General features: G+C 67.2%; 33 protein-coding genes and 1 pseudogene. 7 read left to right on the forward strand and 27 right to left on the reverse strand.

All coding sequences use genetic code 11. The features are described 5' to 3' along the window. The 7 genes from HDC31_RS19660 to mobC all read right to left on the reverse strand — a co-directional run. Positions 1 to 685: hypothetical protein (locus HDC31_RS19660; RefSeq protein WP_218867962.1), on the reverse strand; the 685-nt coding region annotated here is incomplete at its 3' end. Next, a complete protein-coding gene (locus HDC31_RS19665) occupies positions 682 to 2,133 on the reverse strand; it encodes an AAA family ATPase (RefSeq protein ID WP_046746567.1) in 1,452 nt (483 codons plus the stop codon). The genes HDC31_RS19665 and HDC31_RS19660, both read right to left, overlap by 4 nt. Before the next feature lie 9 nt (positions 2,134 to 2,142). Then, entirely contained in the window at positions 2,143 to 3,243 is a 1,101-nt protein-coding gene (locus tag HDC31_RS19670) for a M23 family metallopeptidase (RefSeq protein WP_046746566.1), read from the reverse strand. After that, a complete protein-coding gene (locus HDC31_RS19675) occupies positions 3,243 to 3,665 on the reverse strand; it encodes a hypothetical protein (RefSeq protein WP_052748592.1) in 423 nt (140 codons plus the stop codon). Before HDC31_RS19675 ends, HDC31_RS19670 begins: the two co-directional genes overlap by 1 nt. Positions 3,666 to 3,797: 132 nt before the next feature. Further along, positions 3,798 to 4,055: a helix-turn-helix domain-containing protein gene (locus tag HDC31_RS19680; protein ID WP_156172583.1), complete on the reverse strand. Its 258-nt coding sequence runs from the start codon at positions 4,053 to 4,055 to the stop codon at positions 3,798 to 3,800. A gap of 409 nt (positions 4,056 to 4,464) precedes the next feature. Beyond that, complete coding sequence (locus tag HDC31_RS19685) at positions 4,465 to 6,006, reverse strand: relaxase/mobilization nuclease domain-containing protein (RefSeq protein WP_179516450.1); 1,542 nt, start codon at positions 6,004 to 6,006, stop codon at positions 4,465 to 4,467. Further along, positions 6,003 to 6,416 carry a plasmid mobilization relaxosome protein MobC gene (gene mobC / locus HDC31_RS19690; RefSeq protein ID WP_046746598.1) on the reverse strand — a complete coding sequence of 138 codons (414 nt, stop codon included), beginning with the start codon at positions 6,414 to 6,416 and terminating at the stop codon, positions 6,003 to 6,005. Before mobC ends, HDC31_RS19685 begins: the two co-directional genes overlap by 4 nt. 253 nt (positions 6,417 to 6,669) lie before the next feature. Between mobC and HDC31_RS19695 the strand changes: the two genes are divergently transcribed. Next, positions 6,670 to 7,044 (forward strand): hypothetical protein, encoded by a 375-nt coding sequence (locus tag HDC31_RS19695; protein WP_046746597.1) that lies wholly within the window; start codon positions 6,670 to 6,672, stop codon positions 7,042 to 7,044. Between the two features lie 251 nt (positions 7,045 to 7,295). Further along, positions 7,296 to 7,502 (forward strand): hypothetical protein, encoded by a 207-nt coding sequence (locus HDC31_RS19700; RefSeq protein ID WP_046746596.1) that lies wholly within the window; start codon positions 7,296 to 7,298, stop codon positions 7,500 to 7,502. A 4-nt stretch (positions 7,503 to 7,506) separates the two neighbouring features. Here the strand turns inward: HDC31_RS19700 and HDC31_RS19705 are convergent, their stop codons facing one another. The 3 genes from HDC31_RS19705 to HDC31_RS19715 all read right to left on the reverse strand — a co-directional run bounded on the left by HDC31_RS19705 (position 7,507) and on the right by HDC31_RS19715 (position 9,893). After that, complete coding sequence (locus tag HDC31_RS19705) at positions 7,507 to 8,496, reverse strand: zeta toxin family protein (protein ID WP_046746595.1); 990 nt, start codon at positions 8,494 to 8,496, stop codon at positions 7,507 to 7,509. Between the two features lie 30 nt (positions 8,497 to 8,526). Further along, a complete protein-coding gene (locus HDC31_RS19710) occupies positions 8,527 to 9,249 on the reverse strand; it encodes a hypothetical protein (RefSeq protein WP_179516451.1) in 723 nt (240 codons plus the stop codon). Positions 9,250 to 9,335: 86 nt separating this feature from the next. Then, positions 9,336 to 9,893 (reverse strand): recombinase family protein, encoded by a 558-nt coding sequence (locus HDC31_RS19715; RefSeq protein ID WP_046746594.1) that lies wholly within the window; start codon positions 9,891 to 9,893, stop codon positions 9,336 to 9,338. 182 nt (positions 9,894 to 10,075) lie between these two features. Between HDC31_RS19715 and HDC31_RS20395 the strand changes: the two are divergent. From HDC31_RS20395 to HDC31_RS19730, 4 genes and pseudogenes are all read left to right on the forward strand, one after another. Further along, positions 10,076 to 10,213: pseudogene (locus HDC31_RS20395) on the forward strand (helix-turn-helix domain-containing protein); the annotation flags it as partial. Positions 10,214 to 10,228: 15 nt separating this feature from the next. Next, a complete protein-coding gene (locus HDC31_RS20400) occupies positions 10,229 to 10,603 on the forward strand; it encodes a TetR/AcrR family transcriptional regulator (RefSeq protein WP_231589629.1) in 375 nt (124 codons plus the stop codon). Further along, on the forward strand, positions 10,600 to 10,959 hold the full coding sequence (locus HDC31_RS19725) for a multidrug efflux SMR transporter (RefSeq protein ID WP_046746592.1): 360 nt from the start codon (positions 10,600 to 10,602) through the stop codon (positions 10,957 to 10,959). The genes HDC31_RS20400 and HDC31_RS19725 overlap by 4 nt, the downstream gene beginning before the upstream one ends. Beyond that, positions 10,959 to 11,276 (forward strand): multidrug efflux SMR transporter, encoded by a 318-nt coding sequence (locus HDC31_RS19730; RefSeq protein WP_046746591.1) that lies wholly within the window; start codon positions 10,959 to 10,961, stop codon positions 11,274 to 11,276. Before HDC31_RS19725 ends, HDC31_RS19730 begins: the two co-directional genes overlap by 1 nt. A 23-nt stretch (positions 11,277 to 11,299) precedes the next feature. Here the strand turns inward: HDC31_RS19730 and HDC31_RS19735 are convergent, their stop codons facing one another. The 15 genes from HDC31_RS19735 to HDC31_RS20050 all read right to left on the reverse strand — a co-directional run bounded on the left by HDC31_RS19735 (position 11,300) and on the right by HDC31_RS20050 (position 20,584). Next, complete coding sequence (locus tag HDC31_RS19735; protein WP_046746590.1) at positions 11,300 to 11,632, reverse strand: hypothetical protein; 333 nt, start codon at positions 11,630 to 11,632, stop codon at positions 11,300 to 11,302. 38 nt (positions 11,633 to 11,670) lie between these two features. Further along, entirely contained in the window at positions 11,671 to 12,258 is a 588-nt protein-coding gene (locus HDC31_RS19740) for a GNAT family N-acetyltransferase (protein ID WP_179516452.1), read from the reverse strand. A 95-nt stretch (positions 12,259 to 12,353) separates the two neighbouring features. After that, a complete protein-coding gene (locus HDC31_RS19745) occupies positions 12,354 to 12,698 on the reverse strand; it encodes a DUF192 domain-containing protein (protein WP_197077655.1) in 345 nt (114 codons plus the stop codon). Between the two features lie 91 nt (positions 12,699 to 12,789). Then, positions 12,790 to 12,993, reverse strand: a complete 204-nt coding sequence (locus tag HDC31_RS19750) for a hypothetical protein (protein WP_046746587.1) — start codon at positions 12,991 to 12,993, stop codon at positions 12,790 to 12,792. A 15-nt stretch (positions 12,994 to 13,008) separates the two neighbouring features. Next, positions 13,009 to 13,398 carry a hypothetical protein gene (locus tag HDC31_RS19755; RefSeq protein ID WP_046746586.1) on the reverse strand — a complete coding sequence of 130 codons (390 nt, stop codon included), beginning with the start codon at positions 13,396 to 13,398 and terminating at the stop codon, positions 13,009 to 13,011. A gap of 4 nt (positions 13,399 to 13,402) precedes the next feature. Further along, on the reverse strand, positions 13,403 to 14,203 hold the full coding sequence (locus HDC31_RS19760) for a ParA family protein (protein ID WP_046746585.1): 801 nt from the start codon (positions 14,201 to 14,203) through the stop codon (positions 13,403 to 13,405). 115 nt (positions 14,204 to 14,318) lie between these two features. Beyond that, complete coding sequence (locus HDC31_RS19765) at positions 14,319 to 14,687, reverse strand: single-stranded DNA-binding protein (protein ID WP_046746584.1); 369 nt, start codon at positions 14,685 to 14,687, stop codon at positions 14,319 to 14,321. Between the two features lie 64 nt (positions 14,688 to 14,751). After that, the gene (locus HDC31_RS19770; RefSeq protein WP_156172587.1) at positions 14,752 to 14,976 is read right to left on the reverse strand and encodes a hypothetical protein; all 225 of its coding nucleotides are present in this window, start codon (positions 14,974 to 14,976) and stop codon (positions 14,752 to 14,754) included. A 72-nt stretch (positions 14,977 to 15,048) separates the two neighbouring features. After that, positions 15,049 to 15,453, reverse strand: a complete 405-nt coding sequence (locus HDC31_RS19775; protein ID WP_046746582.1) for a DUF6573 family protein — start codon at positions 15,451 to 15,453, stop codon at positions 15,049 to 15,051. 111 nt (positions 15,454 to 15,564) lie between these two features. Further along, complete coding sequence (locus HDC31_RS19780) at positions 15,565 to 15,777, reverse strand: hypothetical protein (protein WP_046746581.1); 213 nt, start codon at positions 15,775 to 15,777, stop codon at positions 15,565 to 15,567. A 3-nt stretch (positions 15,778 to 15,780) separates the two neighbouring features. Continuing rightward, positions 15,781 to 16,026 carry a glutaredoxin-like protein NrdH gene (nrdH, locus tag HDC31_RS19785; protein WP_179516453.1) on the reverse strand — a complete coding sequence of 82 codons (246 nt, stop codon included), beginning with the start codon at positions 16,024 to 16,026 and terminating at the stop codon, positions 15,781 to 15,783. 341 nt (positions 16,027 to 16,367) lie between these two features. Beyond that, on the reverse strand, positions 16,368 to 16,919 hold the full coding sequence (locus HDC31_RS19790) for a hypothetical protein (RefSeq protein WP_052748594.1): 552 nt from the start codon (positions 16,917 to 16,919) through the stop codon (positions 16,368 to 16,370). A gap of 31 nt (positions 16,920 to 16,950) precedes the next feature. Then, entirely contained in the window at positions 16,951 to 17,904 is a 954-nt protein-coding gene (locus HDC31_RS19795; protein WP_046746571.1) for a DUF3560 domain-containing protein, read from the reverse strand. Positions 17,905 to 18,305: 401 nt separating this feature from the next. Continuing rightward, on the reverse strand, positions 18,306 to 19,655 hold the full coding sequence (locus HDC31_RS19800) for a ParB N-terminal domain-containing protein (RefSeq protein ID WP_179516454.1): 1,350 nt from the start codon (positions 19,653 to 19,655) through the stop codon (positions 18,306 to 18,308). 374 nt (positions 19,656 to 20,029) lie between these two features. Next, the gene (locus tag HDC31_RS20050; protein WP_156172584.1) at positions 20,030 to 20,584 is read right to left on the reverse strand and encodes a hypothetical protein; all 555 of its coding nucleotides are present in this window, start codon (positions 20,582 to 20,584) and stop codon (positions 20,030 to 20,032) included. A gap of 162 nt (positions 20,585 to 20,746) precedes the next feature. On the opposite strand from HDC31_RS20050, the gene HDC31_RS20055 reads away from it, so the two are divergent. Next, positions 20,747 to 20,968, forward strand: a complete 222-nt coding sequence (locus tag HDC31_RS20055; protein WP_046746570.1) for a hypothetical protein — start codon at positions 20,747 to 20,749, stop codon at positions 20,966 to 20,968. A 467-nt stretch (positions 20,969 to 21,435) separates the two neighbouring features. On the opposite strand, the gene HDC31_RS19810 is transcribed toward HDC31_RS20055, so the two are convergent. Further along, positions 21,436 to 21,669: a hypothetical protein gene (locus HDC31_RS19810; protein WP_082108529.1), complete on the reverse strand. Its 234-nt coding sequence runs from the start codon at positions 21,667 to 21,669 to the stop codon at positions 21,436 to 21,438. Positions 21,670 to 21,725: 56 nt separating this feature from the next. Then, positions 21,726 to 22,020, reverse strand: a 295-nt coding sequence (locus HDC31_RS19815) for an FHA domain-containing protein (protein WP_179516456.1), incomplete at its 5' end; no start/stop codon positions are given.

Consider the following 22,020-nt stretch of genomic DNA (forward strand, 5'->3'; position numbering starts at 1 on the left):
GGGTGCGCGAGACTTCGCGGCCGGGGCTGGGGAGCTTCACGGGAGTGTGCCCGTCGATCGCGTCGGGGTTGCGGCCGAGAACGGCCGGAGCCGGCGTCGTGATCGTCTCGCCGCTGTCGAGCTGCACGATTAGCTGCGGCCGCGGTGCGCGGACGAACACGGTGTGCTCATCGACCTCGGGCAGCGGCGTAGCTGTGCGGCGGTATTCCGGGGCAATCGCGGCGGGCACGGTGGCCTGAGTCGCCGGGGGCGGAGAAACGGGAGAGCGTGGGGGAGTGTCGCTGAGCTCCACGCGCAACGGCTGTTCGCTGCCGCATGCGCCGCACGTGGCAGCGGTGATGATGACGAGCTGCTGGCACTGCCGGCACGGGCCGTTGACGGGGGTCAGTCGGGACGCATCAGCGATCGTGTTGCCGGTGTCGATCGGCTGGACGACGCCGTTGGGCCGCACGGCGATGCGGTAGCGCTGTCCGGCCTCGTCGACGTCGACCGCGACGGGTCGCGAGAGTGTGTCTGCGAGGGCGGCACAGCGAGCGATGATGCCAGCCCGCATGCCCTCCACGGTCGGGGAGGCGCAGCCCTGCGGTGCTCCGTTGATGCGGAGCACCGCAGAGACGTGTTGGGCCTCGGATCGAATCTCGACCTGGATGCGGGGCCAGGTCCCGACCTTCTGAGCTTCGGTCATCCGCGCGGCGCTCCGTTGAGGCCTCCGGCGACCGCTGCGCCCGCAGCGAGCCATGCGCGCTGCGTGGCGGGTCGCAGGCTCTCGTAGGTGATCTGCCCGTCGACGAGGGCAGGATCGTGTGGAATCATCACCGCGGCGCGCGTGAGGGCGCTGTACCCGTTGGCGACGTGCTGCATGTCGGCACGGGTGGCCTTGGGATCGGCCTGGGTGATGACGGTGACGGCATCCCGCGCGAGACGGGCGGAGCGTGCGTCACGTGTAGCTAGGTCCTCCAGGAGCAGTGCGCCGGCTTCCGCGTGATCGTCTCGGGTCGTCGTGGAGACGACGAGCTGGTCTGCCAGGTCGATCATGCGCAGCCACATCGGGTCGCTCTCATCGTTCCCGCTGTCAATGAAGATGAGCCGGTAGTACTTCGCGGCGACGGCGTGGATCGCGTCGACGTCGGTCGGCGTGATGCGCTGTTCGTTTGCCCGGGCGGTGGGATTGGAGCGCAGCACGTCGAAGCGGTCGCTGGTCTGGTGGTGCACGAAGTGGGCGAGGTCGGCCGCCTGTGCGCCCGTGCCGAGCAGCCGTTCGGCGTGGGGCAGGAGGTCGAGCAGCGTGCTGGCGTGCGGACCTTGTTCGGTGCGCCAGCCGAGCGTGCCACGGGTCTGGTTGTTGTCCCATGCGAGAACGCCTGCGCCTCCGTACCGCGCGAAAGTCGCGCTCAGGAGGATGGTCGCGGGCGTCTTGCCGGCGCCACCCTTGCCGTTGACGACGGCGATGGTACGGGGGCCAGGCCAGTGCTGGCTCACGGCGCGCTCGTCGGCGCGCACGGCGCGCTCTGCGTCGCTGGGTGCCATGCGGATGCCGGCACGGGTGAGCGCCCCGCGAATGCCCGTCGTCGCGGGCTTCTCGATCTGCTCCTGGGTGAGGAACGACGTGCGCACCTCGCGACGGGTCACGGGAGCCTCTGTCGTCCAGGCGGCCGCTCCTGTGGCCTCTGGTGCGACTGTGGGGGCCGGCGCTGCGGTCGGTGCGGGCAGCGGCGGCCGCGGCGGCACATCGACTGCAGGAGCCGGTTCGGCGGCGACTGCAGGAGCGGGCGACGGTGCGACTGCAGGCGGCGCAGCTTCCGTGGGAGCGGGGACGTCGGTGATGACGTCCTGGGCGGCGGCGCGGGCCGCGCCTCGAGTAGTGGTCGCGGCAGGTGGGCTGGTGTCCTCGCTCACCTGTGCGTGTTCGTCGACGATCAGGTGATAGGTCGGCTCGACGCCGCCTGTCGTGACTTTCACGGGCCGGCCGAGTGCACGGGCCTGGTCGGCGGCGAGCTGCATGAGCTGGGCGCGGGTCTGGTGCACATCGGGCGTGGTCACGTCGTGTCGTCGTCCCTGCACGATGAGCGCACCGGTTCCGTCCTCGTGGGTGAGGGCTTCGATTCGGGGGAAGTTTGCTGCTTCGCTGGTCATGTTTGTCTCCTATCCGAGGGTGATGCCGACTGCGAGCATGAACGGCTCGGGGTCGACGGCTTCGCCGTTGATGTGGACCTCGTAGTGCAGGTGGCAGGCGGATGAGGTTCCGCTGCTGCCGACTTTGGCGATCTGCTGGCCGCCGACGACTTTGTCTCCGTCCTTGACGAGGATTCCGTCTGCGTACATGTGGAGGTAGACGGTTTCGACCCCGCCTCCGTGGTCGATGACGATGGTGCCGTTTCCTCCGTATCCGACGCCGAACCCGGTCGCGACGACGGTGCCGGTCTGCGCGGCCCAAATGGGCGCGTCGCAGCCGGGGGCGAGGTCCGTTCCACGGTGGAAGGAGCTGCTGAGGCCGTTGGGCGTCATGACGGGTTCGCGGGGGCCGAAGTTGCTGCTGATCGGTCCGGCAGCGGGGGCGGCCCAGCCGTCTTTGTTGACGGTTCCGGGCACGAGGCTTTCGCCGTTGCACACCTGGTCGCCGGTGCCCTCGGTGAGGCCGGTGTCGACGCCGGCGAGGGCTTCGACGATCTGCACGGCGGTGTCCCAGTACTTCTCGTAGTGGTACGGGTCGGCGTTCACCTGCGTGCGGTGAGCGACGAGAGTGGGCGCGAGTGCCTGTCGCTCGGGGTCAGGGACCTTCTTGACCATCGCGTCGTAGAACTTTGTCGACGTGATGTACGGGTCCATGCGCTCGGCCGGGGTACCCCAGCCGTCTTGCTGCTGGAATAGGCCGATCGAGGTCGTGGGGGTGCCGTCCGGGTTGCGGACGCCGTTCGTCTCCCAGTCGCCGTAGTCGATGTTGACGAGCGAGGATTCACCCATCGCCGTCATGACGCCGATGGTCTGATCGCGCACGCCCAGACCTTTGTCTGCGCCGGCCTTGATGATGTGCGCAGCGTTCACGAGCTGATCGTGACCATACCCACCGACCTCGATGTTCGGCACGGTATCGGGGTCGATGCTCACACTGGTTCCTGGCCCGCTCTCGGGGTTGCACGCGAGTGCAGCCGTGGCGAAGAGAGGGATGGAGAGGATGCCACCGAGCAGGAGCGCCGGCACGAGGATCGCGACGACGGGTCCGAGCTTCTTGTTGTTGTCGCTCATCAGCGCACGCCCTCGGGCGGGGTGAATCGGGCGACGAGCCAGGGACTCGCGCCGTCGAGGCGCGTGAGTATGAGCGTGTAAGGGCCGACGTCGGTCGGCACGTCGATGTGCACGACCATGGCGCTGGTGTCATCGGTGATCGAGCCGCTGCCGGTGACACGGCTGGCGGGTACGACGGATGCCTGCACGTAGGCGTAGTCGGTGCGGGCCTGGGGTGTCAGGAGCGGGGAAAGCTCCTTCCACCAGGTGTCCTGATCGAGCGCGGGGCGGGCGAACGCGGCCATAGCCGCGTCCGCCGCCTCGATCGCTGCGGTTCGGTCTGTGTCGCTCCAGGTGGCGACAGGGACCGGGGCGATGGTCTGCCCCGTGTCCTCGTCGATGTATCCGGGCGGCACGGTCGGGAGGCCGGAAGGGTTCGGCATGCTGGGTGTGACCGACGGAGAAAAAGTATCTGTCGGGTATGTGTTCGGGTAATCGCTGGCGTTCGTGCATCCAACGGCCGTCAGCGCCACTAGCGCTACGGCCGTGATCGCCGGCCACACTCGTTGCATGAATCAGTCCTCCGTTGTCTGCTGCTCCCGGGTCGACCCCCGCCGCATCTGGTCCTTCAGCTCATCGCGAATGATGATCCACCCACCTGCAACCTCGTAGCCGGGGATCTTCCCGGCTTTGAGCATGCTGTAGACCCCCTGCGGGGTCTTGCGCACGAGAGTGGATACCTCCTTGACCGTCAACGTCTCAGGGAGATTCGCGAAGAGGGCATCGAGCGCGTCGTGGGGGCCGCCCATCACACGGTGCTCTCTTGTTCGCATGCCACCAGACTATAACAGAACGTACTAAACATGGGTAGACGGTTTGGTGTTGGGGGGAGACACCTAAACATATTCATCTTGCTCCAATCGTGCTAGATGGGTTAGTGTGGGGGGGGAGACCACAATTCATTATCGGGGGGGTCATAACGATGAGCGAAGGGAATCCGTGGGTCAGTCGCCCAGCTGTGGAGCCGACGCCAGTTGAGCCGCTGATCGAGCGGTCAGCGATTCCGACCGGTCCGACTGCTCCGCAGCTCGGCGTGCCTGCGCCCGAAGCGGCCGACCGACTGCCTTTCCAGTACGTCGGCCACTGGTCGCCTCTCTGGATCGTCGGTGCACACGGTGGCGCGGGTGAGTCCACGCTTGCCGCACTGATCCCGGGAGCGACCGTCACGGATCACCACTGGCCTCAGCAGGCCGGAGCTGGTGCCGGTGCGGTCGTTGCGTATGCCTCCAGGCGGGCGTGCACGGTGCGCAGATGGTCGCGCTCGGCATCCCGGATCGCCTGCGCCTGACGCAGCTCGCCGCTCGCTCGCGCGGCGTCGTGGACAGCCTTGGCGAGGTTGGCGAGCTGGCGGATCATAATGACCTGCGCGGCAAGACCCTGCCCGCCACGGGCACCCGATGCGAGAAGCATCGCCGTGCCGGCGAGCGACCCCATGCTGGTGGGCCTCGGCTTGATCGGCGTGCGCCACGTCTGCGCAGAGCGCGACAGAATGTCGGACGCGCGGGCGAGGTCGCCAGGCTCGTTCTCGACCGCGTTGGACCACGCGGCAAACGCTCCAGCCGTGTGTCGTGCGACGCGCGCCCACGTCTCGCGATCGTCGACCGGAACACCGCGCAGCCGCTCGCGCAGCTCACCCAGCTCGGCGTTCATCTGCTCGTACATCTGCGGGTCGACCTCGGTCGCCTCGCGTCCCGGCTGGACGACGCGGCGGCCGCGGTAGGCGGCGTTCCACTCGGCCGCGGCATCCGTCGCGCCGTTCGCCGTGTCGGGCCACTCGGCGCGCAGTCGCGGCAGCGTCAGGTCGCGTCCCAGGTGTCCCCCGCCGTACCAGATCGGCCGTTCGCCGGCCTCGGGTCGACGGGCCACGCTATAGCCGGTAATGACGTCCTGGGTGCCCTCCGCGAACCGGGGGCGAACGATGAGGCCGGACCGCCGCATGCGGCGCACGAACTCGCCCTCGTTCTCCGCCGCGGTGGCGCATCCGCGGACGGTTCGCGCGAGCGCATACCGGGGCTGATCGGTGCTCTTTTCTGCGGCGACTCGGGCCTGCCGGTCCGCGGGTGCAAGCTGCTCCCACGGCGGCGTCAGCTCGTCGCTGTCAGTGCGCGCACGCTCGTACTTCCACTCAGCGCGTGACCGCGCCTGCGCCTCCTGCTCGGCCGGGTCGTAGCCGCGCGTCGACCGCTCGGCCGACGCCGATTCCAGCACTTCCAGGCCGTACTTCTGCTCCAGTGCTCGTGACGCCTTCTGAGCACGGTGGAAGTCGTTGTGAACGCTCGCCTTCGTGCCGTCCTCGCGCACGAGGTTGACCACGATGTGAATGTGGTCATTGCCGTTCTGACTGACCCCGTGGCGGACGGCAGCCCACCGTGTCGGAGCCTTCGTCCCTTCGGCGTCATCGAAGTCCATCAGCTTCACAAAGTCGTTGGCGATCGCATTCCACTGATCGTCCGTCAGCATGCCCTCTTCGGCGCGCAGCGACAGCGAGCAATGCCACACGTGACCGCCCGCAACCTCCGTACCAAACGCCTGCTTGGTGCGGTCGAGGTGCCGCGCGATCGCGAGTGCAGAGTCACGTCCAAGCTCGGTGTCTGAGTGCCACGCCATGATCGCGTCATCGCCTGCGACAACGTGCGGCTCCGTGTGCTCGTTGTGGCGACCCGCTCCCGCGAGGTACGTCAGCAATCCGGACATGCGATCGCCGCGCACGACGTTCGGCATCATGCGCGGACTCCGAGCTGATCCACTACCTCGTCGATCTGCTCCGCAGTGCGTCGCACCACGGCGATGGTGTGCCGCAGCTCGTCGCGCAGCTCGACGGGCACGAACCCCTCGGCGTTCGTTGCGCGTGCGATCTGATTGAGGTTGTTACCGACGCTCGCGAGTGAACGGTGCAGCCGGAACAGGTCGGCAAGCTGCTCGCGTCGAGCTGTCGCCGTCTCCCCCGTCTCCTGTGCCGTGGCGCGCTCCACCAGGTAGCGCGGAATCGTCACGTCCTGGGCGAGGGCTGCGCGGTACAGCACGCCCTCTTCCTCGGGCGACACCCAGACCTCATGCCTGATCGTCCGACCGCCCTTGACGTTCTGCCGCCGCCTGCCCTTGGGCGTGCGGCGTTCTGGCGACTCGTTCGCCATACCAACACCACCTCTCTCATGCCCAGCGCAGCGACCCCGATCGGGGACCACACGTCCAGTGTGCCGCATCCGCGACCCCGTGTCGAGGATCAAGCCCCAGTTACCCCGGGTAACTGTATAGCTTGCTCCGTCTGGGACTCCTCAGAGGCCGCACCCGACGACAGGAGGGGGTGGAAGCGGCTACGCCGCTTCGGAGCCTCCCCGCGCTGCGCGCGCTCTGGTGTTTGACGGAACCGATACATACACTATGGATATGGCTAAAACACTCTCCGTTGAAGAAGCAGAAGCACGCGCGAACCAGCTCCAGCAGGAGCGGTTGAGCGCCATTCGGGGCCTCGCGGAGGCGCGTCAGAACGTCGTCGACGTGCGCGCCGACGCGGACCGCCGCCGCGCCGAGCTGGAGCGCGAACTCGCCGCCTCGGTGAGCGACGCTGAGCGCGACGACGTGCTGCGATACAACGCCGCGCTGTCGGCCGGATGGACCGACGCGGAGCTGCGCAAGATCGGCTTTGATGAGCCGGACAAGAAGCAGCGCACGCGCAAGCGCGCCGCGCGCAAGCAGACGTCCTCTCAGTCAGCTCCAGCGTCCGCGAACGGGTCAGAAGGTGGCGGCTCCGACCTCGTATAGTCCCGCACATTGCAGACCCCGCATCCGGCTTTCGGTGCGGGGTCTGTTGCGTCTCCCCGCGTCGCGGGGTTGCACTCCGTTCCACGGCCGTCAAGGGCGCTACGCGTCCCTTCGGGAGAGCCCTGCGGGCTCCCCTTGACCGCCCCTCCACTCCGTGCAAGGCGGCAAGTGTTCGCCGAAAGCAGGCAGCTCGGCGCATGCGCCGAACTGCTCACTTTCGGACGACACTAACCAAGGGAGAGGACGTCACGATGAGCACTCTGGTTGCGTTCACGACGATCACGACAACACTGCCGACGCTGGACGACTCGCGAGGCAATCTGCTTCGGAAGGTTGCTGAGCGCGATCAGCAGCTCGCGGATCACGGGCGCTACGGTTACCACCTGCTGAACACGGTGACGGTCACGGGGGCGGAGTTTGTGACGGTGATCGACACGCTCTCGAAGGATGCCGATTGAGCGTTTAGGAGCGCTCGGGTCCGTTCGTCGATGAGCCCCGGTCGGAGACTGTCGGGCGCGCGACCGCGGCGCGCTGTTGCGTGCGCGCCAGGGCGGTGTCGACGAGCGTGGCGCTGCGTGAGCTGCGGGACTTGTCGACCTCGACTGTCGCCTGCGCAGGACGCCCCTCGGCGTCTGCTGCGCGCGCCTCTTCGGCGGTCGTGCGGAACACGCGATATCGGCCGACTGCGGGGCACTGCTCGGCTAGGGCGCGTGCTGCGGCCTCCGGCTTCGATCGGCCTCCAGGTCCATCGAACACGTCGCGCGCATACTCGCTGGGAACCCATCGGCCTCCGAGCGAATCACCGCCGTCTAGGGCGGTTGTGTAGGCATGCTCCCAGCGGCCGCGGATGCGCTCTTCGGACAGCTCGTAGGGAACCTCGACGTCGATCACGCGGACGTCGTATCCGGCCGCGGCAAGGCGCTGCCCGAGCGCCAGGGCATCCGCCTCGTTGCTGAGCACGGTGTCGATCACGATGTTGTCGCCCGCGGCGATCGCGTCGGCTCGCAAGCTCTTGGCGAGGTAGGACGATTCCTCGTGCACGAGGGATGCCAGCTCCAGCGGGTAGAACCTCTCCCCCTGCGCCTCACGCTCGCGAATGGCATCAGGCATCAGCCACGTGTCGTAGCTCCCGTCCTGCTGCGCCTCGCGCAGGAGCGACCGCTTGAACTCGTCCGCGTCGATCACGAGGTACTTCCCTCGGTGCTCTCCGAGCACGTCGGCCAGGACAGTGCTCTTGCCGGCGCCGGGAGGGCCGGCGAGAACGATCGCGCGGTACTGCTGCTCCACGTCGGGAGCCGCGGCGCGCGCTTCGTCGATCAGTCGTTCGTGGAGAAGGTCGCGCGCCAGTGTCGGCTCACCGCCGACCCACCACGCGGGGTTGTTCGTCGTGGCGGTGGGGGCATCCTTCGAGAGTGCCTGGCCAGGTTTGGACAGCTCGCGCACGGTATCCATGTGGCGAGCGACTGCATCGGAAACCACGCTCTAGTCGCCGTGCCGATCGTGAGCGTGGACCTTCCCGCTGCCCTTGCTGACCTTCACAACTTTGCCGCTCGGAAGGCTGACGGCGTGGATCTTGCCGGCGCGGCTGCTGCGCTCGGAGAACCCTCCACGAGGGCCCTTCACTTCGAGCTGCACGCCCTTCTTGGTCTTGATGAAGAAGCGGCCGTTCTTCTCGGTGACCTCTCCCCCGCCGACCGCCGTGGCGATTTCTCGAGCGGTGTCGCGCGCGCGATCCTTCGGCGAGACCTTACGCGGTGCGGGCGCTTCCTCCGCAGCCGGTGCCGGCGTGGCTGTGGAGTTGTGGCGGCGGTTGAACACTTCCTCGTAGACATCGTTCTCGATGAGCCCGCGACGTCGCGCGTCACTAACTTCGGACCAGGTGCCGGCCGGGTCGACGATGAGAGAGTCATACCCGTCTGTGCGGCCGCCTTCGACGTAGGGGAACCGTGTGAGTTCGTCGACGAGCTGCGCGCGGTCGATCAGACCGCCCGCGTAGCGCTGGCAAATCTCGTAGGGCGTCGCCCCGGAGAATCCGTCCAGCGGCATCGTGACCTTGGCGGCCGTGCGGAGCGCGCTGAGCACTGACGGCTGCGCGATCCCGAGCCATTTGGAGATCTGCGTCTGGCTGTAACCGCACTCTTCGAGCCGGCGCAGCTCGCGCCGGTAGTCCAGCTCGTCCATTTCCTTCCGGCGGCGGGCGCGCATTGCCGCTCGCGCCTCGGCCGGAACCTCTGCGATCGTCATAACGATCACCTCCTATAGAACATTCTATAAGAGACGGTTAGCGGGGTCTAGCGGTTGAGCGCACGGCGAACACTGGTGGCCCCAACTCCGAGCACGCGGGCGATGCTCTCCCAACTCTGCTGCTCCGCGCGCATGCGCTCCGCCGTCGCGATCCGTTCGGGCGTCATGACGCTCGGGCGGCCGCCGACGCGGCCCTGGGTCCTGGCGTAGTCGAGGCCGCGGGTCGTGTTCTCTCGGATCGTGTCGACGCGGAGCTGCGCGAACACGGCGACGATGCCGTAGAGGGCGCGGCCCATCGGTGTCGTGGTGTCGATCATCGGCTCGGTGAGGCTGACGATGTTCACCTGTCGGGCGTCGAGGTCCTGCAACGTCTCGATCAGGATGCGCTCACTGCCGGCGAGCCGGTCAAGCCGGCGCACTTTGAGGGTGTCCCCCGGCCGGAGGTAGTCGAGGCAGGCAAGCCACTGGGGGCGGTCTGCGACACGGCTGGATTCGCCGTGGTCAACGAACACTCGTTCGCAGCCAGCGGCGCGCAGCTCAGCCTCCTGCGCGTCCGGGTTCTGCTCGCGCTTGGAGACTCGGGCGTAGCCGACTTCGTGTGCCATGCCGAAAACGGTACTGCCGATGTTCCGGCGTGATTCTGTTTCGGCAGGGGGTTTCGGCGGATCATTTCTCGGCGTGTCGCGAACCTGGTCGTCGACGTCGACGAGGCCGCCGAAAACGATCGTTTACGGCTGAGCCCGCAGCTGAGTTGACCTACCATACCTATGGTAGGTATATTTGAAATGTGCCAACCAAAATCGAACTTCTCGATCACGCAGTTGAAGTACTTCGCCGCGGCGATGCCCTCACCCTCGATGCAGTCGCTCGCGAGGCGGGGTTGACGAAGCCCGGGGTGGTCCACCATTTCGGCACGAAAGAAGTTCTCACTGTCGCAGTCGTGAACCGCATCATCGACCGCTGGGAAGCGGATCTGCATACTCGGGCCTCGACGGATGCCGAGCCGATCGACAAGCTGCGCGCGTACGTCGACTACGCACTCAATGGCGACTTCGACTCCAGCGATCTCGCCCTGCTCGCGGACGTGAACCTGCGGGAGCGGTTGTCTGCGCTGTGGGCGGAACGCCTCACCCCGTGGCTCGGCACCGACATCGACACTGACCCGGCGAGCCGCGCATCACTTCGAGCCGCCCGCCTGCTGGCCGACGGCGCGTGGTTCAACGCTGCTCTCGGCATCCCCACCGTCCGCGACGACGAACGATCCGTCCTGCGCGCGATCGCCCTGCAACTCGTGAATGAAGGAGACCCCCAGTGACCAACAAAGCCAAAGGCTGGCTGTTCCTCATCGGCGCGATCGCCGCAGAGGTCACCGGCTCACTATCTCTCAAGGGGGCGCTCGACGCACCCGCCCTCTATGCACTCGTCGCAGCCGGCTACATCGGCGCCTTCGTGTTCCTCAGCCTCGTGCTGCGCACCGGCATGGCCCTCGGCGTCGCATACGGCATCTGGGGAGCCTCCGGGGTCGCACTCACGGCGCTCCTCTCCCTCATCATCTTCGGCGAACCGCTCACGCTCTTGATGGGCATCGGCATCGTCGTCGTCATCGCCGGAGTGCTGTGCGTCGAACTCGGCGCACAGGCCGGTCACAAGAAGAAGGCAGAGGTCGCGTGATGGTCTGGCTGTTCCTCATCGGCGCAATCATCTTCGAGGTCGTCGGCACGCTCTCCCTGCGTATGGCCGTCGACAAGAAGCGGTGGTACGTCGGCGTGGCCGTGGGCTACGTCCTCGCATTCACCATGCTCAGCCTCGCCCTCGCCGGCGGCATGGCGCTCGGCGTCGCCTACGGCATCTGGGCCGCATCCGGCGTCGCACTCACCGCCATCCTCAGCAAGTTCCTCTTCAAAGAGCCCTTCACCTGGCTGATGGGCCTCGGCATCGTCCTCATCGTCGGTGGCGTTCTCTGCATTGAACTCGGAGCCGTCCACTAACCCGGCGATCGTTTACAGCGGGGCTACCAAACGTCGGTCGGGTCAGAGATTCGCTGACATGCTCCCTGCCATACCCAGCACCGCAGCTTGTCGCCGTCGATCGTCACCTGGACGCCCACGGCGTCGGCCGTCCAACGTTTCACCTGGACGACGCACCGGACGTTCGTATCCCCGAACTGGAGCCAGGCGTGACCCCATATCGTCATCTGCTCGGGAACGATGGTGAGCGGCTGCGCATGCAATCGAAGCTGGAGGGAATCGAGGGTGCGCAGCGGCCCGCGCTTGCGCGCCTCGCGCAGCTCTCGCTCTTCGCCCCTCTGCGCCGGCAGATGCGGGTAGCGCTTGTTCGTTCCCACTGAGACATCGTTACGGGAACATCAGACGTCGAGCGTGGCTACTTCGCCTCGGGCGTCCCGCAGTTGGGGCATAGGAGGTAGCCGCCGTCCTCGTCGACGAACTCGAACACGTCGCGGCACCGCGAGCAGTTGATCTTGCCCTGGTGCATTCGCCATGCGTCGACGTAAAACCATGTTCCGTCAATGCCCGGGTAATGGCTCAGCTCGCTGTTGGTGGGACGCCGTGCGGGGAGTCCCGTGTTGTGACCGACAACGGTCGCACCGGACCTGCGGTAGAAGTCCGCGCTATTGTTCCGGTCGTCCACGAACCCATCGAGGTAGCGGCCACCATGAGGAAGAGCCCAGTACGCGGCCTCTGAAAGCAGCTCTCGGCCGATACCGGACCCGCGGGCCTCAGGCAGCACGAAGAGGGCGGCGAGGATTCGGTGTGTTGTCGCGAACTGCCGCGCGGCGTCGGGCTCTTTCGATATCAGCTCGTCGGACACGAACGGCTCGACCACGGCGCCGCCCAGCATCATCCCCCGGTCATCACTCGCACCGATGATGATGCTCGGCTCAGGGTGGGTGTCGTCTCCGAAGATCCTCCGGAGCTGCGCCGCTCTTCGCCGGTCGTCGGCCGCCACCATGTGCGGGGGCGCATAGCCGATGATGAGCTGCGCCGCGACGGTCTGCACAATCTGCCTGGCCTGCGGGGTGTCAATCCGTCCTACGCCCATCTGTCCTACTCGCTCTCTACCTGCACGGTTGTCTCTGGCGACACATGGCTGAATGTGCCAGCCGGGGCCTCAAGAATCGCGTCTACGACGCCCGGGGACGCCTCACTGGGGCATGCGTCCGTCGAACACGGCTGGAGCGTCACAACGCCCGTCACGCGCCCGTCGCGGATCCACACGACGTCGAGCGGCACACGGGTGTCCTGCATCCACACCTCCGTGCGCTGTGCGTGCTCGAGCGGGAACCACATGCCGGTGCCCTCCGGCACGCTGTCGCGCCCGCTGAGCCCTTCGCGCTGCGCGTCGGCGCTGGTTGCTTGCTCGGCGGTGATCGTCACCCCGTCGATGGTCACGCGCAGCTCGTCGGTGCCCGCTGAGCATCCGGCGAGTATCGCTACGAGAACGGCGGCCGCCGCCGCCGCTCTGAACGTACGGAGCATGGAGCTATGCCGCTTGGAAGGTGACCACTCCGCCGGACAGGACAAAGATCAGTCCCGCAGCGATGAAGCCAACGATGCCAATGACGAGACTTCCCGTCTTGGGTTCCATAACGCTTCTCGTGGCGAAGGAGTAGATGACAAGGATCACGGACGCGACGGCAGCCACGATCGCAACCCACTGGATGATGTTGTCCAGGTTCTCAAGCATTGCGGTTCTCTTTCGTCACTCCAGCGGCCGGCCCACGGGGCCGGTGCCGGGAGGCATCGGGTCGAAGTGTTCGCCGTCGTTGAATTCACGCTCCAGCGACTCAACGAGGCCCATCACGCCGTGCAACTGCATATCGGTCATGGTCCGCCAGCGGTACTTGTCGCGGCCGGCGAAGAACGCGGCGCGGATGCGCCCGGCCTGGTCGCTGTCCGCGTAGTAGTTCATCTTCGGGCGCGGCGGCATCTTCGCTGCCACTCCCCCGGCCTGCGTCGGCGCGGGGGCCGGCGCTGCGGGGGCGACTGCAGCCGGGGTCGGAGTCGGCTGTGCCGCCGGCACTGCCTGGGTGTTGACGGGCGTCTGCCCGCTGAGCGCGGACGTGCGGCGCTCGGTTCGCTTCGTGGCCATGTTCTTAGTTCCTTCCGGTGAGCTGCGTGAGGTATCCGTCGTAGATTGCCGCGAGCTCGCGCCAGTCCGGGCCGCCCTCATCGAGTCCAAGACCTTCCTCAGTGGCGTCCGAAATCGATTGGCGCTTCGGAACAGGCGGGCTCAGCAGCGAGAGGCCGCGCGCCTCGGCCGCCGCCTCGATTTCGTCGGCCCAGTGGCCGCCGCCGACCGTCCGCGCCTCGTGCTGGTTGAGCACGACACCGGCGACGCGCAGCCGGGGGTTGTAGCTCTGCTGCACCTGCGTGATGGTGTCGAGCAGCTTTGCGAGCCCGTTGGCGCTCCAGAGCTTCGTCTGGGTGACCACGAGCGCGCCGTCAGCGGCCGTGAGCGCGTTGATGACGAGCTGGTCGAGGTTCGGGCCACAGTCGATCAGGATGAGGTCGTAGTCGCCGCGCAGCGGCTCCAGTGCGCGGCTCAGCCGACCCTCTCGGGATGCTCCAGCTACGACGAGCTGATCGCGCACGACGCCGAGCGTCTCCCCCGTGGTCGGCACGACGTCGAGGCCGTCCCAGATTCCCGGCACGATGACGTCTGCGATGGTGTCGGGCGCGTACTCGCTGAGCACGTCGGCCAAGCCCGGTTCCGTTTCCCCTACGTCCTCGGTGAGCACGCTCGTGATATTGCCCTGAGGGTCGCTGTCGACGACGAGAACGCGCAGGCCGGCGAGCACGGCAGCACGGGTCAGGTGATAGAGCGTCGTCGACTTGCCAACGCCGCCCTTCTGGTTGCAGGCGGTCAGGATGATTGCCTGGCGCGTGGTGGTCATGGTCACGGGTTCCTCCCGGGTCGGATGATCTGAGTGTATCCCCATTAGGGACAATGCCTCTATTGGGTATGAGGAAAGGAGGGGAGCACGCGGAGCACTCCCCTCCCGGGCGCGGTCACTCGGTCGTGCCGCTGCGCTCCACGGTCACCGACTGGAGGTGCAGGCTCACGCCGACCTCATCGGCTCGGACTTCGTGCTGGATGCGCTCTTCGCCGCCCTCGGGGCGGTAGATGGTCGTGCGGTACTCCCCCGCGAATGTGATGCGGATGTTGCCGGAGCGCTCCGCGGCCTCGACGAGGTTCACCGCCTGGTTGCCCTGCACGGACACGTCGTAGCCGATCGTGCCGCCGTCCTCGTAGTTGCCGTCGTCCTTGCGGATACGGTCGGTCACGAGCACGCGAGCGTAGGTGTACGGCTTGCCCTTGTCGTTCTCGCGCAGGACGGGAGTCGCGGCGAGGTTTCCGGTGCGGGTGATGTAGCTCATGGTGAGCGGTTCCTTTCTCTCTGTGTTGGGGGTAATGCCGGTATTAGTACCAGTTTGCAACGGGTCAGAGCCCGTAGCGGTTGATGGTCATACGGTGCCCGTCCATCTGGGCGGGGTAGAACACCCACTCGATGCCGGAGCTGGTAGGCGGCTCGAACCGAACACCGCGAACGGGGCTGCCGGTGGTAATCGGTGCCAGCTCGTCGAGGACGGTGAGGGGCTTGGCATAGAACTTGCCGTCGAGGGCCGTCAGCACGTCCCCCTCCCGCAGGTCTGCCAGCTTGGTCACGATCAGCTCCTTCATGTTGTGTACCTCCATTGTACCTAATGCCTCTATTAGTGGCAATGCCGGGATTGGTTATCAGTCCTCGCGCGGGAGCATGATCGTCACGACGGGCTCGGCCTCGTCGCCGGGGCCGATATGCAGGGCCAGCTCGATCAGCTCGGCTTCGTTCCACTGCCGGCCTCGGTCCTCGTTCGGGATGCGGAACACGCGGAAGGTAACGCGATCGCCTCCCGGGGCGTTGCCCGCGGCGATGCCGGCCATGTAGAGCACGTCCCACAGCCGCCCGTCCTCATCCTGGGGCTCGGGCCTGTCGTCGTCCCACTCGACCGCCTCGGCCCATGCTGCCTTGGTGAGCGCGACGGGGATGCGGAAGCGAGCTTCGCGGGCCATGTGGCTGACGTCCACCAGGTCACCATCCGCTAGTGCGTCCTCGCGGGTGCGGCTGTGGATCACGCTGCCGAAGTAGTTCTCGATGCTCATGCTGTCCTCCTGTACCTAATGCCTCTATTTATCCGGCGGGACAATCCGCGGTTTTTCGCGCGTCTTGGTCTATGTCTCTATTGTATCTAATGCCTCTATTAGTGGCAAGGGTCATTCTCCGCGCGCGCGACGGCGGGCGAACTCCGCGATCTGCTCGGGGGTGTAGTTGGCCTTCATGTACCAGTGATTCGTCTGCTGTTGCCAGAACTCGACGTCTCGACGCAGCTGCTCGACCTCGGCCTGCAGTCGGGGAATCTCTTGGCGCATCCAATTGAATGCCTCCCACGAAACGGGGCCCCGCTCGTCCTGCTGTTCTTCGCTCATCGGTCATCCCATGTGTGCGGCGATACGGTCGATTTCGATGGGGTTGAATCCTGCCCAGTGGTCCTGATCGTCGACGACGACCACGGGAGCCTGCGCGTACCCGAGATCCTTGACGTACTCGAGCGCAGCGTCATCCTGGCTGAGGTCCACGACGCGGTAGGGGATGCCCTTGGCATCAAGCGCACGATAGGTCGCGTTGCACTGGACGCAGCTCGGCTTGCTGTATACCGTCAGCTCGTTCTCGATCATGTCCCTCTTCCTCTCTCGATCAATTCGCTGGCTCGTTCCTGATAAGCGGAGCAGTGCCGCAGCAGCAGGGCCGGAACACAACCGCAGGCGGCGGGGGAGAGAATTTCGTCGCGATGTGAGGGAGCGTAGCGACCGCGTGGCGAAAATCTTGGAGGAGCCGGCCCCGGAGGGGCTTGTGTGGAGGACCGCGGCGGCAATGATGGAGCGTCAGGAACGATGCCCGAAGCCCGATGAATACCGGCGACCCGCAGGGGAGCACGCCCCGACGCGCAGCGGCGCCGGGGGAGTGTGAGGGGGTTGCTCCCCTCGCGCCGTGCCCCGGAGGGCACGGCTAGGGCGGCCTACTGGGTCGCCCACGTCCACGCGGCCGCGGTGATGGTGTCGAGGTCGTCGAGAGCAGCACTGCCGGATGCGGTGACCACGGTCACGCCGTCTGCGCCGCGGCGATCGGCCAGCCACTCGTATCCGGTAACCTCGCGCTCCGGGTCGTCGCTGGCACGGTCGCAGATTTCGGTGAACCCGATTCGGGCATCCTCGTTCTGCTTGTAGAACACCAGGTGCCCGTATCCAAACGTCTCGGGGTCCTCTTCGCAGAGGTCGAGGCCGGGGACGGATGCCGCGAGCTCGTCGAACTCGGCGCGCAGCGCCTCGGCGGGCGTGCGGTGGTGCGCGTCGCCTTCCTCGTCGCTCCGTGCGTGGGCGTTGATCCATTCGAGCGCGGCCGCGGTACGGCCGCAGGAGCGCAGCAGACCGGCGAGGGCGTCGACCTCGGTGCAAGTGAGCGCCTTGGCGACGTCGGCGGCGGCGTCGCCGCTCCAGACCTCCAGGAACCAGTGCAACGGCGTTCCCGGCTCGACGGTCTGAGCGGCTGGGGTAGCGGTGGTCGTGTTCATGGTCGTATCTCCCTTATCCCTTATGCCTCTATTAGTTCTTGGTGATCTGCTCGGCGGTGCGGTGGTCCTGAATCTCGGCGTAGGTGACGCGATCGGTCCAGCTGTAGGCGGTTTCGACGCTGACCGTCTTGGCGTTCACTCGGGCGACCTTGTGCCAGTAGCCGCGGACCTTCACCGCGTCGCCCTTGGCGATGTTGTCGCGGCTGTATCCGGTCGCGCGTCCCGTGGCGATCTGGTCGGCCCGCACCTGCTCCCAGTAGGCGAGCTGGTCGCGCAGCTCGTCGAGCTGCGGCGCGTAGGCGGCTGCCCGCTTGGCCTTCTGCTCATCCGTCGCGGGGCGGTATCCCGTCTCCCGGTCGTACACGTCAGCGACAATCCGGCGTTCGGTGCGGCGAATGTCAGCGCCGATCTTCTCGATGCGGTTGGCGACGGTCACAAGGTTGTAGCGGGCGTCTGTGGTGTGTGCGGCGGCCTCGGCTCGGCGGGCGGCTTCCTCGGCGTCGTTGTGGGCGTCGATGCTCCGGCGCATGCTGTTGTGTGCCTTGTCGATCGCGCGGCGGTGGCGGCCTTCGGAGTGGTGGCCGACCTTGATCGGCTCGCCGCCCTCGGGCAGGCGCGCGACGTCGCTCAGGTGCTTGTTCCATGCGGCATCCGAGTTGGTGGCCTTCCGGTCGGCCTTGGCGTCGAGCGCGGCCACGCGGTCAGCCTGGCGGGCAATCTTCCCGGCCTCGACTTCCGCCGTGCTGCGGGTCGTGAGGTCGATTTCCAGCGGTGCCAGCTCGAACCCTGCCGCCTCCAGAGCTGCGGCGGTACGGGTGATGACGTGATGCTGGGGGAGACGGTCGCGGCTGTTCGGAACGAACCACGCGCCGATGCTCCGACCCCAGCGCCAGCGGTTCGCCTTCAAGATCGCGGCGGACCCGTCGCCCTTGGCAGTGCCCTCGATGATCGTTCCGGCCTCGTGCGTGTGCGTGATGCTCAGCATGCTTCGTTCCTCTCTCCACCTCGTTTTTTTGCCTTGAAGGCACGAATGTGCCGGTCAGGGAGTGCCGCCTGGGGCGACAACCCGAAGGGCGGCGGCGGAGAGAATTTCGGGTGCGATGAGAGGGAGCGGTAGCGACCGCGTGCCCGAAAATCTCGGGGGAGCCGGCCCCGCGCAGCGGGGCTTGCGTGGAGGGTGGCCGACCGTAGACTGCCGCAGGCTTCAAGGCCAAAAAACGTCAGCGCGCGGATGCGCGCTCGAGAACAGTCGGCGCGCAGCGCCGTCGTCTCAGACCGGGCCGGCCTCTGTCGGCGGCCCGGTCGCTGTGCCGACCTCCGTGGCGGCACAGCATGGCCCCGCGCGGTGGCGCGGGGCGGCTGGCTCTTATGGGGATATTGCCTCTATTAACTCTCATCTGAGAGCATCGCGGCGATCTTCTCGACGGGGGACAGCGGGTATCCCCATGTCTGGAGCGTCTGGAGGTAGGTCGCCGTCTCGCTCCGGGGAGAGCGCCAGGTGTCGCGGCTGGTCTGCTGCTCGATGCCGCCGAGGACGATCGCCACGGCGACGTGCGCGGCGCGGGTCGGGTGCGCGGTGAGATATTCGGCCAGCTTGTCGCCGTAGCCGCGCTCGACGCCGAGGAATTCCTGGGCCTGGCCGTTGCCGTGTCCGATGGACTGGCCGAGGTCGTAGCCTCCGGTGGCCAGGATCGTGGCGACGACGCTCATCGCATCCTTCGGCAGGGTCTTGCGGGCCAGGAACGCGGCGACCCACTCGCGGCGCACCGCCTCTGCGGCGTCCCATTCCTTGTTGTTGGCGATGAGCGTCTTACGCTCGGCCTTCTGCTCGTCGGTCATCGGGCCTTTCGCCGCGCCACTGGTGGCACCGGGGCGGAGGATGAGCCCTGCGGCGTCGAGGTCGTCGACGTAGTACGTCACCTCGAACTGCTCGGCATCCCACGCGCGGACGTGCGCCGCGATACCGGTCTTGCCCTCCACGTAGTCGCTGGTGATCCGGTTGCCGCCCTCGTCGGTCACCTGGTGCAGACGGTAGGGGGTCGCTTCCTCCCAGCTCGGGGAGGACGACAGGATGCGGTGCCCCTTGGCCGCTACCTCCGCCTCGACCTTCTCGCGGAGCACGGCGGCGGCTCGCTCGTTGCGGGCGCGCTGCACGGCGACGGGGAAGTAGTCGGGCTGGCTCCCGGCAATCTCGGTGAGGTCAGCGACGGCCTGGGGGTCGTCCTCGAACTCGATCAGCGTCGCGGCCTGGTCGAGGGTCAGCCCGACCTCTGCGACGAGTCGCGTGCCGGTGTCGCTGGAGGCGACAGTCAGGCCGGTCTTGATCGTGTCGCGCTTGGTGCCGGTGCGCTTCGCGATCTGCGTAGCGCTGAGTCCTTCCAACTCCAACTGCCGCCAGGCGTCGAGTCGGTCGCCCTCTCCGAGCGCTTCGCGCTGGTCGTTCTCGACCAACTGCTCGATGATGCGCTGGGCGGTGTCCGTGTCGTCGACGTCGACGACGTAGACGGGCATGGTCGCGAGGCCGACCATCTGGGCGGCGAGGGTGCGGCGCTGGCCGTAGCGGACGTGCACGCCCTCGCTGTCGCGGTAGGCAACGACGGGCTGGAGGACGCCATTTGCGCGGATGCTGTCGACGAACTCTTTCCCGAGGGTGGCTTCGGTGCGCACGTTCGTCGCCACGTCGATGGTCTGGGGGTCAATGTGCTCGATGGTTCCGGGCGTGGTCGTGGTGGTCATGTTCATCCCTTTCCCCTCCACGTTTTTTTGCCGTGAAGGCACGAATGTGCCGGTCAGGGAGGGCGTGCGCAGCGTCAACACGGAGTGCGGTGGGGGAGAGAGTTTCCGGTGCGATGTGAGGGAGCGCAGCGACCGCGTGTCGGAAAGTCTCGGGGGAGCCGGCCCCGCTCGCGGGGCTTGCGTGGAGCGTGACCGACCGTAGACTGCCGCAGGCTTCACGGTAAAAAACGGCGCCCCGCAGGGCGCGAAGGATCTGCGGCCGTCAGGCCGTCCCCCTGGTGTTGAGGTCGGCTGTCCATCCTTGTGGGCGAGTGGAGCCCGCGTCAGCTCGGGTCGTCCACAGGTGGTCAGGCGGCCGCTCGGTGTGGGGCGGGTCAGGCTTTGGGCCGGCGCACCTTGGGGGTGCGCGGGAACTGGCGGTGCATCTGTGCCAGGATCGCGTCGATTTCGGGCTGCTGGGCCGCGATGCGCTCGCGTAGCTCGGCATCCGCAGCTCGTCGAGCGGCGGAGTCGACACGGTGCCGCTCGCGCTCGGCCTCCGCTCGAGCGCGGGGTGCCAGCTCGTCGACGGCGATCGTCTTGCCGATGAGCCAGAACAACCAGGCGAGCGGATCGCGCTGCTCGGCCGGCTCGACGTCGGCCCGCATGCCGGCACGGTAGCGGTCGACGTGTTCGAGGACCTGGTGCGCGGTCCAGCCGCGCTCGACGAGGCGATGCCTGGCGATCGCGTCGCACACCTGGCCGATGTGGCGGCCGCCGATCCACACGGCGTCGCTGCGACCGTTCGGTGTCCGCACGTAGACGCGCTGCGGCTGCGCGCGGGGGGTCCGCAGGAGCCGGGGCAACCGGTCGACGAGCTGCGCGGCGAACTGTTGGACCGCGAACGGCCAACGAGGCTGGGCCTCGACCGTCTCAACCACTCCTGTCATAGCTGGTCGGCGCGGAGCGCCGGCCTTTCGCGCGCCTCGGGCGCGCTTTGGTGAGTTCTCTGTAACGGGAGAGGTTTCGTTAACTGGTCCCGAGAGGGGTAGGGGGGTGCCGTCCACAGAGTGAGGGATCGTGAGCGCTCGTGTGGAGGCGGCTGCGCGCTGGTGCTCTGCGCCAAGCGCACGAGCTTCGGCCAGCTCGTCGAGGGAGAGGCGGTTGCGGCCGCGGGCGCACTCGACGACGAGGCCGAGCCGGGAGAGGAAGCGCATGATGCGCTTCACTGTGGCTTCGGCGTAGCCGATGCGTTCAGCGACGGTGGCGTGGGAAATGGCGACGTCGCGGCCTGTGGAGCGGTCTGCGGCGGCTGCCCACTGCCGCGCGGCTGAAAGTACCGTGCTGGGGCCTGCGACGCGCAGACGGCGACGTAGAGCCTCCACGCTGGGGAGGGCCAGAGCGAACTCCACGGCGTGCAGCCAGTCGGAGGGCCGGCAGACCGGCACAGCGGCGTAGACGCCCTCCTGGGGCGTGAGCATGAGCCCGCGGCCGCGGTTGCGCGGCCCGCGGGTTCCTCGGCGGGCCGGAGGCCGGTCAACGGTTGACCGGTCGTGCACGGGCTCGGCGGGGCCTGTCGGCCGTTTGGGGGACACGTCGCGGCGTGTCGGAGCCGATTGCGCGTGGAAATAGGCGGCGTTGGGCGTTATGATGAAGTCACCTTCCTGGCATGGGTAGGTACAACGAAGCCCCGGCTCCCGGCCGGTTCTTCCTCACATCGCCTTCATCTGTTCCTGTCGCCAAACTTCGACAGATGAGGCACTTCGAGTTTCGAGGCCCGCCCCTGGCGGGCCTCATCTCGTTAAGCGGCGTCGATAGGCAGCTCCCCGTCGTGAAGCTCCTGCTCTGGCCAGGTCACGGGCAGGCCGCGACTGGTCAGCTCCAGGTGCTCGATGATGTGCTCGAACATCACGGCCGACGAGACAGCTGCTTGATCCGCGAGGCGGTCAAGCCGTTCTTTCGCGCTGCGCTCGACGACGTAGCCGAGCGGCACTGGGTCTACCAGTGAGCCGCGAGGACGTCGACGAGGGGCCATGTGAGCGAGCGTAGTTCTATGCCAATGGTTAACGTCAGAGTGACACGCCGGGGGGGTCAACCTTGGGTTGAGGGTTGTTCGCGGCCGGTGCGGCTCTGGAGCTGCACGGTGGTGTCTCCGAGCTGAAGACGTGCGCTGGCGGCGATGATCGTCGGCGTGTGGGGGGACAGGGCTTGGCCGTCGACGTATGTGCCGTTGCTGGAGCCGTGGTCGGTGACGATGAGCCTGCCGGCGTCGTCGACGTCGACGAGCGCGTGGGTGCGCGAGACTTCGCGGCCGGGGCTGGGGAGCTTCACGGGAGTGTGCCCGTCGATCGCGTCGGGGTTGCGGCCGAGAACGGCCGGAGCCGGC

The organism is Microbacterium sp. JAI119 (assembly GCF_013410135.1).
In the GTDB taxonomy this organism is placed as follows: Bacteria; Actinomycetota; Actinomycetes; order Actinomycetales; family Microbacteriaceae; genus Microbacterium; species Microbacterium oxydans.

What these genes read in the sequence shown, in the direction of transcription:
- HDC31_RS19810 (WP_082108529.1), bottom strand. Translation starts at nt 21,669, where the DNA reads ATGGCCCCTCGTCGACGTCCTCGCGGCTCACTGGTAGACCCAGTGCCG.
- HDC31_RS19800 (WP_179516454.1), bottom strand. Translation starts at nt 19,655, where the DNA reads ATGACCACCACGACCACGCCCGGAACCATCGAGCACATTGACCCCCAG.
- HDC31_RS19755 (WP_046746586.1), bottom strand. Translation starts at nt 13,398, where the DNA reads ATGGCCACGAAGCGAACCGAGCGCCGCACGTCCGCGCTCAGCGGGCAG.
- HDC31_RS19665 (WP_046746567.1), bottom strand. Translation starts at nt 2,133, where the DNA reads ATGACCAGCGAAGCAGCAAACTTCCCCCGAATCGAAGCCCTCACCCAC.
- HDC31_RS19775 (WP_046746582.1), bottom strand. Translation starts at nt 15,453, where the DNA reads ATGAGCATCGAGAACTACTTCGGCAGCGTGATCCACAGCCGCACCCGC.
- HDC31_RS19795 (WP_046746571.1), bottom strand. Translation starts at nt 17,904, where the DNA reads ATGCTGAGCATCACGCACACGCACGAGGCCGGAACGATCATCGAGGGC.
- HDC31_RS19760 (WP_046746585.1), bottom strand. Translation starts at nt 14,203, where the DNA reads ATGACCACCACGCGCCAGGCAATCATCCTGACCGCCTGCAACCAGAAG.
- HDC31_RS19715 (WP_046746594.1), bottom strand. Translation starts at nt 9,893, where the DNA reads ATGGCACACGAAGTCGGCTACGCCCGAGTCTCCAAGCGCGAGCAGAAC.
- HDC31_RS19670 (WP_046746566.1), bottom strand. Translation starts at nt 3,243, where the DNA reads ATGAGCGACAACAACAAGAAGCTCGGACCCGTCGTCGCGATCCTCGTG.
- HDC31_RS19680 (WP_156172583.1), bottom strand. Translation starts at nt 4,055, where the DNA reads ATGCGAACAAGAGAGCACCGTGTGATGGGCGGCCCCCACGACGCGCTC.
- HDC31_RS19730 (WP_046746591.1), top strand. Translation starts at nt 10,959, where the DNA reads ATGGTCTGGCTGTTCCTCATCGGCGCAATCATCTTCGAGGTCGTCGGC.
- HDC31_RS19750 (WP_046746587.1), bottom strand. Translation starts at nt 12,993, where the DNA reads ATGCTTGAGAACCTGGACAACATCATCCAGTGGGTTGCGATCGTGGCT.
- HDC31_RS19740 (WP_179516452.1), bottom strand. Translation starts at nt 12,258, where the DNA reads ATGGTGGCGGCCGACGACCGGCGAAGAGCGGCGCAGCTCCGGAGGATC.
- HDC31_RS19700 (WP_046746596.1), top strand. Translation starts at nt 7,296, where the DNA reads ATGAGCACTCTGGTTGCGTTCACGACGATCACGACAACACTGCCGACG.
- HDC31_RS19710 (WP_179516451.1), bottom strand. Translation starts at nt 9,249, where the DNA reads ATGCGCGCCCGCCGCCGGAAGGAAATGGACGAGCTGGACTACCGGCGC.
- HDC31_RS19675 (WP_052748592.1), bottom strand. Translation starts at nt 3,665, where the DNA reads ATGCCGAACCCTTCCGGCCTCCCGACCGTGCCGCCCGGATACATCGAC.
- HDC31_RS19695 (WP_046746597.1), top strand. Translation starts at nt 6,670, where the DNA reads ATGGCTAAAACACTCTCCGTTGAAGAAGCAGAAGCACGCGCGAACCAG.
- HDC31_RS19685 (WP_179516450.1), bottom strand. Translation starts at nt 6,006, where the DNA reads ATGATGCCGAACGTCGTGCGCGGCGATCGCATGTCCGGATTGCTGACG.
- mobC (WP_046746598.1), bottom strand. Translation starts at nt 6,416, where the DNA reads ATGGCGAACGAGTCGCCAGAACGCCGCACGCCCAAGGGCAGGCGGCGG.
- nrdH (WP_179516453.1), bottom strand. Translation starts at nt 16,026, where the DNA reads ATGATCGAGAACGAGCTGACGGTATACAGCAAGCCGAGCTGCGTCCAG.
- HDC31_RS19780 (WP_046746581.1), bottom strand. Translation starts at nt 15,777, where the DNA reads ATGAGCGAAGAACAGCAGGACGAGCGGGGCCCCGTTTCGTGGGAGGCA.
- HDC31_RS19705 (WP_046746595.1), bottom strand. Translation starts at nt 8,496, where the DNA reads ATGGATACCGTGCGCGAGCTGTCCAAACCTGGCCAGGCACTCTCGAAG.
- HDC31_RS19765 (WP_046746584.1), bottom strand. Translation starts at nt 14,687, where the DNA reads ATGAGCTACATCACCCGCACCGGAAACCTCGCCGCGACTCCCGTCCTG.
- HDC31_RS20050 (WP_156172584.1), bottom strand. Translation starts at nt 20,584, where the DNA reads ATGACAGGAGTGGTTGAGACGGTCGAGGCCCAGCCTCGTTGGCCGTTC.
- HDC31_RS19790 (WP_052748594.1), bottom strand. Translation starts at nt 16,919, where the DNA reads ATGAACACGACCACCGCTACCCCAGCCGCTCAGACCGTCGAGCCGGGA.